Genomic DNA, 10883 nt, shown 5'->3' with positions numbered 1-10883 from the left:
TGGATAACCTCTGAGAGAGATTGAGTCCTGCCCCTTGCCGTTTTAGTAATTAAACCAACTCAATGATTGCCATTTTAGCGCCATCGCCTTGGCGTTCACCAAGTTTAAGAACGCGTGTATATCCACCTTGTCTATCTTCATAGCGCGCAGCAACATCATCAAATAATTTTTGAACTACGTTGTTTTCTTCATCCGCTTCTTTGTTGTATAAAAATGCTGCAGCTTGACGGCGTGCATGTAAATCGCCACGCTTTCCAAGAGTAATCATTTTATCTACAATCGATCTTAACTCTTTCGCTTTTGCTTCTGTTGTTTCAATGCGTTCATGAATAATTAAATCAGATGCAAGGTTGCGAAGAAGAGCCATACGACTATCTGTTGTACGTCCTAATTTTCTAGCCACGGACTATCCCTCCCTTTTCGAAACTCTACAGGTGACTGGTTTATCAGTCATCATCTCGAAGACCTAATCCTAGATCCTCTAATTTTACTTTTACTTCTTCTAATGATTTACGTCCTAAATTACGAACTTTCATCATATCTTCTTCAGATTTATTTGCAAGCTCTTGAACGGTGTTGATACCAGCACGCTTCAAGCAGTTGTAAGAACGAACAGAAAGATCAAGCTCTTCAATGGTCATTTCCATTACTTTTTCTTTTTGATCTTCTTCTTTTTCAACCATAATTTCCACGTTCTGTGCTTCATCCGTTAAGCCGACAAAAATATTCAAATGCTCCGTAATAATTTTCGCGCCTAGAGAAACAGCTTCTTCAGGGCGAATACTACCGTCAGTTGAAACATCCAATGTCAGTTTATCATAATTAGCAATTTGACCTACACGTGTGTTCTCTACCTGATACGTAACACGTGATACTGGTGTGAAAATCGAATCAATTGGGATAACGCCAATCGGTTGATCATCAAACTTGTTTTCATCTGCCGGACGATAACCGCGACCTCTTTCAGCAGTTAACTTCATATGAAGGTTAGCTTTACTGTTTAATGTAGCAATATGAAGCTCTGGGTTCATCACTTCTACATCACTATCATACGTTAAGTCTGCAGCTGTTACGACTCCTTCGCCTTGAACATCAATTTCTAATGTTTTCGGCTCATCAGAGTAGATTTTAAGTGCAAGTTTTTTCAAGTTAAGAATGATAGTTGTTACATCCTCCACAACCCCGTCAATCGTTGAAAATTCATGCAGTGCTCCGTCGATGTGAACGGTTGTCACAGCAGCACCTGGTAGTGAGGATAGTAAGATACGACGCAAGGAGTTTCCAAGTGTGGCACCATATCCACGTTCTAGCGGTTCAACTACGAATTTACCAAAAGTAGCATCATCGCTAATTTCAAGCGTTTCAATTTTTGGCTTTTCTATCTCGATCATTTAACAAACCCTCCTTTAAAACGTCGAAACCCCGGCTAGACCACAAAGTCTAACCGAAATTCCTCAAATAGGCAGTTGGCGTTTCTGCTCTACCTAAAAATCTTTCGTACGAACTGTCTTTGGAATCTGTTTATCTACAACATGTAGATAACCGTACGTTTTATCAACCATTATGACCAAGGCTGACAAATTCTATACGGTTAAATTAAACACGACGACGTTTTGGTGGGCGGCAACCATTATGAGGAACTGGAGTTACGTCAACAATTGCAGTAACTTCTAATCCAGCAGCCTGTAAAGAACGGATTGCAGCTTCACGCCCAGCGCCAGGTCCTTTAACAGTAACTTCTAATGTTTTCATGCCATTTTCGATTGCAGACTTAGCAGCTGTTTCAGCAGCCATTTGTGCAGCAAACGGAGTTGATTTTTTTGATCCTTTAAATCCTAGAGCACCAGCAGAGCTCCAGCCGATAGCATTACCTTGAGTATCCGTAATTGTAACAATTGTATTGTTAAAAGTAGAACGGATATGAGCAATGCCCGATTCTATATTCTTTTTCACACGACGTTTACGCGTATTTGTTTTACGTGCCATTTGTAAGCTTACCTCCTTACATTACTTTTTCTTGTTAGCCATTGTTTTACGTGGGCCTTTACGAGTACGAGAGTTGTTCTTTGTCTTTTGTCCACGAACTGGTAATCCGCGACGATGACGAATACCTCTGTATGAGCCGATTTCAATTAAACGTTTGATATTTAAAGATACTTCACGACGAAGGTCACCTTCTGTAGTGTAGCTATCAATCGCTTGACGGATTCTTGTTAATTCGTCTTCCGTTAAATCACGGACACGAGTATCTTCAGAAACGCCTGCTTCTTTAAGGACTTCCTGTGCGGTAGTTTTTCCAATACCATAAATATAAGTTAAAGAAATTACTACACGTTTATCACGTGGAACATCAATACCTGCAATACGTGCCATAGAATGCTAGCACCTCCTGTTTTTTAGCCTTGTTTTTGTTTGTGTTTTGGATTTTCACAAATTACCATTACTTTACCTTTGCGTTTGATGACTTTGCATTTCTCGCAAATTGGTTTTACAGATGCTCTTACCTTCATCATCATTACCTCCTTTTAGATCGGAGCTCGTTTATTTATAACGGTACGTAATTCGTCCTTTGGTTAAATCATACGGAGAAAGTTCAACCGTTACTTTATCGCCTGGTAAAATGCGGATAAAGTGCATACGGATTTTACCAGATACATGTGCCAATACTGTATGGCCATTCTCAAGCTCAACTTTAAACATCGCATTCGGCAATGTATCTGTCACTGTACCTTCTACTTCAATAACATCATCTTTCGCCATTGTGTGTGATCTCCCTTCTTCAAATCAGTTACAACCTTATCTAAATCAAGGATAAAGCCTCATTCCCCTTTTGTGAAAAGCCGTTCTTAATCAACGGCACCCTGCAGGGAAATATTAAACGTACATTTAGCGTACTATCATCATTTGAAATGATTTATTAGAACACTGCTTCCTCCATTGGCCAGCGTAGGACAACCGGCCGTTCACAACCGAGATATCAATTGTACTGACCTGAATCACTATCCTGCATCATACGTACAAATGGAATCTTGTTAAGAGAATCAATTTGTTAACGTATATCAGCACTCACCATCACCTAGGCAATTGTTCGTTTTATATCAAAAGGTTGATGAACCAATTTTTTAGCGTATTTGATAAAAGCATTACACATTATCTCACCTATTATAACTCTCAGACCTGAGTTTTGCACCTAATCTGTTCATTAAATAGTTGACTTATTTATCCAAAATGGACTCAATGTCGGAGAAGACGTCGTCGATATCACGATCACCGTCCACCTTCACAAGATATCCTTTATCTTGATAAAAATCAAGTAATGGCTGTGTTTGCTCTACGTTAACGGCTAACCGTTTCTTCACCGTTTCAGGTTGATCATCATCTCGCTGAATTAACTGGGAGCCATCCTTATCACAAATACCTTCCTCTTTTGGAGGATTGTAAACGACATGATAAGTTGTTCCGCAAGTCGGACAAATTCTCCGTCCAGTTAAACGCTCTACCAATTTTTCTTCTGGTACATCCACATGTAATACATAGTCGATGGTTTTATTCAAATCAGCTGTCAATTCTTGCAGTGCTTCAGCTTGAGCAATTGTACGCGGGAATCCGTCTAATAGAAACCCACCTGCACAATCATCCTTCGCCAGGCGCTCTTTGACAATACCGATTGTTACTTCATCTGGAACAAGATTTCCTTGGTCCATATATTCCTTCGCTTTTTTACCAAGGTCTGTACCTTCTTTAATAGCTAACCGGAACATATCCCCAGTTGAAATGTGAGGGATATTGTATTTTTCATTAATTTTTTCGGCCTGTGTGCCTTTACCGGCACCAGGTAATCCCATTAAGATCAAATTCAATTGTTTCCCCTCGCTTTTGTAGGCAGGAAATTTACTTAATAAACCCTTTATAATGTCGTTTCACAAGCTGACCTTCTAACTGTTTCATCGTTGTTAATGCGACACCGACAACGATTATTAAGCTAGTACCGCCGATCTGTACTGTCGATGGTAAATTTGCAAGACTGCCCAAGATAATTGGGAATACAGAGACGGCTGCTAAGAATAGCGCCCCAACAAAGGTCAGTCGGTTAATAACCCTTGTTAAATATTCTTCTGTATTGTGTCCCGGGCGAATACCAGGGATATAGCCACCTTGTCTTTGCAAGTTCTCTGACATTTGCTCCGGGTTAACCTGAACAAATGTATAGAAATATGAGAAAGCAATAATCAGTGCAACATAGATTACCATACCAACAGGCTGTGTGTAATCAAAAATGTATGTCACGATATTTGCTACTTGGTTTCCTTCAAAAAATCCAGCAATAGTAGATGGAGCAATCATAAAGGCAATCGCAAAAATTACTGGAATTACCCCTGCCGCATTTACCTTAATAGGCAAATGTGTTGATTGACCTCCTACAGGTGAACGATTTACTAATTTCTTCGCATACTGCACTGGAATTTTCCGTAATGCTTGGTTTACGAAAATAATTCCGACCGTAACCGCAATGATAACCAGTACAATTAATGCTACAATAACGATATTGATAAACAACTCACTTCCCGGATTAGAGAAGTATTGGTTGTACAGTTGTCCAGCGCCGTTCGGAATAGCAGCAACGATACCGCCGAAGATAATGACAGAAATACCATTACCAACACCGTGAGCAGTAATCTGTTCCCCTAACCACATTAGAAAAGCTGTTCCGCCTGTTAACACGATAGCAATCATTAAGAATTTCATTACGCCAGGATCATGAATCAGTAATCCGCCTGCCATGGCATTAAAGCCAATAGACATAGCAATCGCTTGAACAAACGCTATACCAATAGCCGCATAACGTGTTACTTGTGCAATTTTCTTACGTCCCATTTCTCCTTGCTTCTTCCATTCAGCAAACTTCGGAACAACATCCATTTGCAGCAGCTGCATGATGATTGATGCGGTGATGTAAGGCATAATTCCCATCGCGAAGATAGAGAAATTTTGCAATGCCCCGCCGCCAAATGTATTGATAAAGCCAAACATGCTTTGCTGATTCATCATAAAATCAATAGCAGCTTTATCTGTAAAAGGCACGGTAATAAACGTGCCGATACGGAATACAATAAGCATAAGCAGTGTAAATATAATTTTATTTCTTATATCTGCTACACGCAAAAAATTGGAGAGTGTCTGAAACAAATTAGATCACCTCAGATTGACCGCCCGCTGCTTCAATTGCTTCTTTTGCAGATGCAGAGAATTTATGAGCTTTAACAGTCAGTTTCTTTTCTAATTGCCCTTTTCCAAGAATCTTAACTCCAGCATTCAATTTGCTTACGACACCAGTTTCTAATAATAGCTCTGGAGTAACTTCAGTTCCTTCTTCAAAGCGATTAAGCGTGTCAAGGTTCACAATCGCATATTCTTTGCGGTTAATGTTAGTAAAACCACGTTTTGGTAAACGTTGGAATAAAGGCATTTGACCACCTTCAAAACCAAGTCTTACTCCACCACCGGAACGTGCTTTTTGTCCTTTATGTCCACGACCAGAAGTTTTACCGTTACCTGAAGATGTTCCGCGACCTACACGGTTTCTTTCTTTACGGGATCCTTCTGCTGCTTTTAATTCATGAAGTTTCATGCGAGCACCTCCTCTTTACACAAAATTTAATTAAACTTCTTTAACTGTCAATAAGTGGGACACTCTGTTGACCATACCGCGAACGGCTGGAGTATCTTCACGTACAACCGATTGACGAATTTTCTTTAACCCTAACGCCTCAACAGTTTTACGTTGAACGTCAGTGCCGCCGATAACACTACGAGTGAGGGTTATTTCCAATTTTTTAGACATTGTGTTTCCCTCCTTATCCTAACAGTTCTTCAACAGACTTTCCACGTAATTTAGCTACGTCTTCAGCTGTTTTTAAATTAGTTAAACCGTTCAATGTAGCACGGATTACGTTGATTGGTGTGTTGGATCCTAATGATTTAGTCAGGATATCACCTACACCAGCAAGCTCTAAAATCGCACGTACTGGACCACCAGAGATAACTCCAGTACCTTCAGAAGCCGGCTTCATCAATACGTTACCAGAACCAAACTGTCCATGAATTTGATGTGGAATGGTTGTGCCTACGATTGGTACAGTAATTAAGTTTTTCTTTGCATCATCTACTGCTTTTTTAATAGCTTCAGGTACTTCTTGTGCTTTACCAGTACCGAAACCTACATGACCGTTTTTGTCACCGACAACTACTAATGCTGCGAAGCGGAAACGACGTCCACCTTTTACAACCTTTGCAACACGGTTGACCGTAACAACACGTTCTTCAAGATCTAATTTGCTCGGATCAATATTCGTAATCATTATAGATGGTTACCTCCTTTTACTTTTAAAATTCAAGGCCTTCCTCACGAGCAGCCTCTGCTAAAGCTTTGATACGTCCATGATATAAATAACCTCCACGATCAAATACGATGGATTTATATCCTTTATCAATTGCACGTTTTGCAATAGCTGTCCCTACTTCTTTCGCAGCGTCAACATTGCCGCCGTTAATTTCAAGCTCTTTATCTACTGTAGAAGCGCTTGTCAGGGTTACATTATTTACATCATCAATTAATTGAGCATAAATATTTTTGTTAGAACGATACACGTTTAAACGTGGACGCTCTGCAGTTCCTGATAATGTTTTACGTACACGATTGTGACGTTTTTTACGAGTAACATTTTTGTCAGGCTTTGTGATCATCTGGGTCACTCCTTTCTCGGGCTAAAAAACTTACTTAGCAGTTTTACCTTCTTTACGACGTACATATTCATCCGCATATTTAATTCCTTTACCTTTATAAGGCTCTGGCGGGCGGATTGCTCGGATATTAGCAGCAACTGCTCCTACTAATTCTTTATCGATACCTTTAACAATGATTTGTGTGTTTTTAGGTACTTCGATTTCAATACCGTCAATGGGTTCAAGTTCAACAGGATGTGAATAACCAGCGTTAACAACAGTTTTGTTTCCCTGCTTTTGAGCACGGTAACCAACACCGTTAATTTCCAATGATTTTTCAAAACCTTTGCTTACTCCAACCACCATGTTATTGATTAGGCTGCGAGTAGTACCATGTAGTGCGCGGTGGTCTTTATGATCACTCGGGCGAGCTACAGTTAAAATATTACCCTCAACGTTAATTTTAATATCTGGATGAAAATCTCTTGTTAATTCACCCTTTGGTCCTTTGACTGTTAGTGTAGTTCCATTGAATTTCAACTCTACACCTTCTGGAATTTCTACAGGCTTAAGTCCGACACGAGACATTCCCTACACCTCCTCATTAAAAAATAGTGATTACCAAACGTACGCTAATACTTCGCCGCCAACTGCCTGGGAACGTGCTTCTTTATCAGAAAGCATTCCGTTAGAAGTTGATACGATAGCAATGCCAAGACCGTTCAATACACGAGGTACTTCATTTGCTTTAGCATATACGCGTAAACCTGGTTTACTGATACGTTTAATTCCTGTAATAACTCTATCTTCGTTTGCACTGTATTTTAAGAAGATACGTAATATACCTTGCTTGTTGTCTTCGACTAGCTCATAATCCTTTACAAAGCCTTCGCGCTTTAGGATATCAGCGATCTCTTTTTTAATATTAGAAGCAGGAAGCTCTAATTGTTCATGTTTTACCATGTTCGCATTACGAATGCGAGTAAGCATATCTGCAATTGGATCTGTCATAACCATTACTAATTACCTCCTTCCCGAATCGGGGATTACCAACTTGCTTTTTTGACACCAGGAATTTGACCTTTATAGGCAAGTTCACGGAAACAAATACGGCAAAGTTTGAATTTACGAATTACTGAATGCGGGCGTCCACATCGTTCACAGCGTGTGTACTCTTGTACTTTATATTTTTGCGGGCGCTTTTGTTTCGCTATCATAGATTTTTTAGCCAAAATTTTCCCTCCTTTTATTAGCTCATGTCTATTTTTGGAAAGGCATGCCCAATCCAGCTAAAAGTTCACGAGCTTCTTCGTCAGTGTTAGATGTTGTTACGATAACAATATCCATACCACGAACTTTACTTACTTTATCGTAATTAATTTCTGGGAAAATCAACTGTTCTTTCACACCTAGAGTGTAATTTCCACGACCATCAAATGCTTTTTTAGAAATACCACGGAAGTCACGTACACGTGGAAGAGAAACAGCAATCAGTTTTTGCAGGAACTCATACATGCGTTCTCCACGTAGAGTAACTTTTGCACCGATTGGCATTCCTTCACGAAGACGGAAACCTGCGATTGATTTCTTAGCACGAGTAACTAATGGTTTTTGACCAGAAATTAAAGCTAATTCTTCAACAGCACTATCTAATGCCTTTGAATTTTGTACTGCGTCACCAACACCCATGTTGATCACGATTTTCTCTATTTTAGGTACTTCCATTACGGAATCATAATTAAATTTATTCATTAAAGATGAAGTGATTTCATCCTGATATTTTTGTTTTAATTCGTTCATGCGTTAGCCCTCCTTTCACAGAAAAACTTATTTATCTAATGCTTCACCGGATTTTTTTGCAATACGGATTTTTTTACCATCTTTTACTTCATAGCCAACACGAGTTGGTTCTCCGGACTTCGGATCGATTGGCAATACATTAGAAGCGTGAATTGGAGCTTCGATATTCAAGATTCCGCCTTGCGGGTTGTCTTGAGAAGGTTTCGCATGTTTTTGAATCATGTTCACGCCTTCTACTAATACGCGCTCTTTCTTCGGATATGCTTCTAATACAGTACCCTCTTTACCGCGGTCTTTACCGGATAAAACTTTGACTTTATCACCTTTTTTTACATGCATGCTTTACGCACCTCCTTGATGAGGAAATTTCTTATTATAAAACTTCTGGAGCTAGAGATACGATTTTCATGAATTGAGCATCACGTAATTCACGTGCAACAGGTCCGAAAATACGAGTTCCTCTTGGACTTTTATCATCACGAATAATTACGGCAGCATTTTCATCAAAACGGATATAAGAACCATCTTTACGACGAGCGCCAGATTTAGAACGTACAATTACTGCTTTTACAACGTCGCCTTTCTTGACAACGCCCCCTGGTGTTGCTTGTTTGACAGTACAAACAATTACATCACCAATGTTGGCAGTTTTACGACCGGAACCGCCTAATACTTTAATGGTTAATACTTCACGAGCACCAGAGTTATCTGCAACCTTCAAACGAGTTTCTTGTTGAATCATAACACTGTGACCTCCCTTCGGATACCTTCCGAGCGAACTTTATTAAATAATTACCGCTTCTTCTACTACTTCTACCAGACGGAAACGTTTTGTAGCTGATAGCGGGCGAGTTTCCATGATACGTACGATGTCGCCAGTTTTTGCAACATTGTTTTCATCATGCGTTTTGAATTTCTTTGAATACTTAACACGTTTTCCATAAAGCTTATGGAATTTGTAAGTTTCAACTAAAACTGTAATAGTTTTATCCATTTTGTCGGATACAACACGACCAGTATAAACCTTACGATCATTACGTTCAGACATTGAGGTTAACCTCCCCTCTGGAATCTTTAGTTATTTGCGCTTAGTTCGCGTTGGCGAACTACTGTTTTAAGACGAGCGATTGATTTACGTACTTCACGGATACGTGCAGTGTTTTCCAATTGGCCAGTAGCTAATTGAAAACGTAAATTAAATAACTCTTCTTTTAATGATTTTACATTTTGTTCAATTTCGGCAGTGGTTAAATCTCTTATTTCTTTAGCCTTCATTGCTTTCACCACCAATTTCTTCACGTTTTACGAATTTCGTTTTAATAGGTAATTTATGAGAAGCTAAGCGAAGTGCTTCACGAGCTACCTCTTCAGATACACCTGCGATTTCAAACATAATTTTACCTGGTTTTACTACTGCTACCCATCCTTCTGGAGCACCTTTACCGGAACCCATTCGAACTTCTAAAGGCTTTGCAGTGTAAGGTTTGTCTGGAAAGATTTTGATCCAAACTTTACCGCCACGCTTCATGTAACGAGTCATTGCAATACGCGCTGCCTCGATTTGGCGGCTTGTAATCCAAGAAGCCTCAAGAGCTTGTAAACCGTATTCTCCGAAAGAAACAGATGTACCGCCTTTTGCTTGACCTCTCATTTTACCACGATGTTGTCTACGATATTTAACACGTTTAGGCATTAACATAGTAATGAGCCCCCTCCCTTATTTATTGGTTTTAGTTGGAAGGACTTCTCCACGATAGATCCATACTTTAACACCTAATTTACCATAAGTAGTATCAGCTTCTGCTGTACCGTAGTCAATGTCAGCACGTAAAGTATGAAGTGGCACTGTTCCTTCACTATAATGTTCTGCACGAGCGATATCCGCACCGCCTAGACGTCCAGATACTTGTGTTTTAATTCCTTTAGCTCCAGCACGCATCGCACGTTGGATAGCTTGCTTTTGAGCACGACGGAATGAAATACGATTTTCTAATTGACGAGCAATATTATCAGCTACAAGTGTTGCATCAATATCTACTTTTTTAATTTCAAGAATATTGATATGAACTCGTTTGCCAGTTAAGTTGTTCAAAGATTTACGTAAAGCTTCAACTTCAGATCCGCCTTTACCAATTACCATTCCTGGCTTACCAGTATGAATTGTAATGTTTACACGGTTTGCTGCACGTTCAATTTCAATAGAAGAAACAGCAGCCGTTTTAAGACGTCCTTCAAGATATTCTCTGATTTTAATATCTTCATGCAATAAGTCTGCATAGTCTTTACCAGCGTACCATTTAGACTCCCAGTCTTTAATGACACCTACGCGTAGACCTGTTGGATTTACTTTTTGACCCACT

Annotated in this window: 22 protein-coding genes; all 22 read right to left on the bottom strand. The window is 39.6% G+C overall.

The features are described from left to right. Nucleotides 1-49: 49 nt before the first annotated feature. The 22 genes from rplQ to rpsC all read right to left on the bottom strand — a co-directional run bounded on the left by rplQ (nt 50) and on the right by rpsC (nt 10882). Nucleotides 50-403, bottom strand: a complete 354-nt coding sequence (gene rplQ, locus MHH51_RS00885) for a 50S ribosomal protein L17 (RefSeq protein ID WP_147211524.1) — start codon at nt 401-403, stop codon at nt 50-52. Between the two features lie 43 nt (nt 404-446). After that, a complete protein-coding gene (locus tag MHH51_RS00880; RefSeq protein WP_077605101.1) occupies nt 447-1391 on the bottom strand; it encodes a DNA-directed RNA polymerase subunit alpha in 945 nt (314 codons plus the stop codon). A 205-nt stretch (nt 1392-1596) separates the two neighbouring features. Beyond that, a complete protein-coding gene (gene rpsK, locus MHH51_RS00875) occupies nt 1597-1986 on the bottom strand; it encodes a 30S ribosomal protein S11 (protein ID WP_040985036.1) in 390 nt (129 codons plus the stop codon). A gap of 21 nt (nt 1987-2007) precedes the next feature. Continuing rightward, nucleotides 2008-2373: a 30S ribosomal protein S13 gene (rpsM, locus tag MHH51_RS00870; RefSeq protein ID WP_147211525.1), complete on the bottom strand. Its 366-nt coding sequence runs from the start codon at nt 2371-2373 to the stop codon at nt 2008-2010. A 23-nt stretch (nt 2374-2396) separates the two neighbouring features. After that, the gene (rpmJ, locus tag MHH51_RS00865) at nt 2397-2510 is read right to left on the bottom strand and encodes a 50S ribosomal protein L36 (protein ID WP_010095733.1); all 114 of its coding nucleotides are present in this window, start codon (nt 2508-2510) and stop codon (nt 2397-2399) included. A 31-nt stretch (nt 2511-2541) separates the two neighbouring features. Further along, complete coding sequence (gene infA / locus MHH51_RS00860; RefSeq protein ID WP_040985051.1) at nt 2542-2760, bottom strand: translation initiation factor IF-1; 219 nt, start codon at nt 2758-2760, stop codon at nt 2542-2544. Between the two features lie 455 nt (nt 2761-3215). Continuing rightward, nucleotides 3216-3860, bottom strand: coding sequence for an adenylate kinase (locus MHH51_RS00855; RefSeq protein WP_339283993.1), 645 nt, complete (start codon nt 3858-3860; stop codon nt 3216-3218). Nucleotides 3861-3891: 31 nt separating this feature from the next. Next, complete coding sequence (secY, locus tag MHH51_RS00850; protein ID WP_156987998.1) at nt 3892-5187, bottom strand: preprotein translocase subunit SecY; 1296 nt, start codon at nt 5185-5187, stop codon at nt 3892-3894. A 1-nt stretch (nt 5188) separates the two neighbouring features. Then, a complete protein-coding gene (gene rplO / locus MHH51_RS00845; protein ID WP_077605105.1) occupies nt 5189-5629 on the bottom strand; it encodes a 50S ribosomal protein L15 in 441 nt (146 codons plus the stop codon). A 30-nt stretch (nt 5630-5659) separates the two neighbouring features. Continuing rightward, complete coding sequence (gene rpmD / locus MHH51_RS00840; protein WP_077605106.1) at nt 5660-5842, bottom strand: 50S ribosomal protein L30; 183 nt, start codon at nt 5840-5842, stop codon at nt 5660-5662. A gap of 13 nt (nt 5843-5855) precedes the next feature. After that, nucleotides 5856-6356 (bottom strand): 30S ribosomal protein S5, encoded by a 501-nt coding sequence (rpsE, locus tag MHH51_RS00835; protein WP_139089182.1) that lies wholly within the window; start codon nt 6354-6356, stop codon nt 5856-5858. A 28-nt stretch (nt 6357-6384) separates the two neighbouring features. Beyond that, nucleotides 6385-6744: a 50S ribosomal protein L18 gene (gene rplR / locus MHH51_RS00830; RefSeq protein WP_188737116.1), complete on the bottom strand. Its 360-nt coding sequence runs from the start codon at nt 6742-6744 to the stop codon at nt 6385-6387. 30 nt (nt 6745-6774) lie between these two features. Continuing rightward, a complete protein-coding gene (gene rplF / locus MHH51_RS00825) occupies nt 6775-7311 on the bottom strand; it encodes a 50S ribosomal protein L6 (protein WP_077605108.1) in 537 nt (178 codons plus the stop codon). A gap of 30 nt (nt 7312-7341) precedes the next feature. Then, nucleotides 7342-7740, bottom strand: a complete 399-nt coding sequence (gene rpsH / locus MHH51_RS00820) for a 30S ribosomal protein S8 (protein WP_147211527.1) — start codon at nt 7738-7740, stop codon at nt 7342-7344. A gap of 29 nt (nt 7741-7769) precedes the next feature. Beyond that, entirely contained in the window at nt 7770-7955 is a 186-nt protein-coding gene (locus tag MHH51_RS00815; protein ID WP_010652082.1) for a type Z 30S ribosomal protein S14, read from the bottom strand. Between the two features lie 28 nt (nt 7956-7983). Further along, a complete protein-coding gene (gene rplE, locus MHH51_RS00810; RefSeq protein ID WP_147211528.1) occupies nt 7984-8523 on the bottom strand; it encodes a 50S ribosomal protein L5 in 540 nt (179 codons plus the stop codon). Between the two features lie 27 nt (nt 8524-8550). Beyond that, nucleotides 8551-8862 (bottom strand): 50S ribosomal protein L24, encoded by a 312-nt coding sequence (rplX, locus tag MHH51_RS00805; RefSeq protein ID WP_077605111.1) that lies wholly within the window; start codon nt 8860-8862, stop codon nt 8551-8553. 34 nt (nt 8863-8896) lie between these two features. Continuing rightward, complete coding sequence (gene rplN / locus MHH51_RS00800) at nt 8897-9265, bottom strand: 50S ribosomal protein L14 (protein ID WP_077605112.1); 369 nt, start codon at nt 9263-9265, stop codon at nt 8897-8899. A gap of 42 nt (nt 9266-9307) precedes the next feature. Next, a complete protein-coding gene (gene rpsQ / locus MHH51_RS00795) occupies nt 9308-9571 on the bottom strand; it encodes a 30S ribosomal protein S17 (RefSeq protein ID WP_077605113.1) in 264 nt (87 codons plus the stop codon). Between the two features lie 26 nt (nt 9572-9597). Further along, a complete protein-coding gene (gene rpmC / locus MHH51_RS00790) occupies nt 9598-9798 on the bottom strand; it encodes a 50S ribosomal protein L29 (protein ID WP_077605114.1) in 201 nt (66 codons plus the stop codon). Then, on the bottom strand, nt 9788-10222 hold the full coding sequence (rplP, locus tag MHH51_RS00785; protein WP_147211529.1) for a 50S ribosomal protein L16: 435 nt from the start codon (nt 10220-10222) through the stop codon (nt 9788-9790). Before rplP ends, rpmC begins: the two co-directional genes overlap by 11 nt. 18 nt (nt 10223-10240) lie before the next feature. Continuing rightward, nucleotides 10241-10882, bottom strand: coding sequence for a 30S ribosomal protein S3 (gene rpsC, locus MHH51_RS00780; RefSeq protein ID WP_147211530.1), 642 nt, complete (start codon nt 10880-10882; stop codon nt 10241-10243). Nucleotide 10883 lies beyond the last annotated feature (1 nt).

The sequence above is a fragment of the Oceanobacillus sp. FSL K6-3682 genome (assembly GCF_037976165.1).
GTDB classification, from domain to species: Bacteria; Bacillota; Bacilli; order Bacillales; family Amphibacillaceae; genus Oceanobacillus; species Oceanobacillus sojae.
This window is presented reverse-complemented; position numbering and strand designations above follow the sequence as displayed.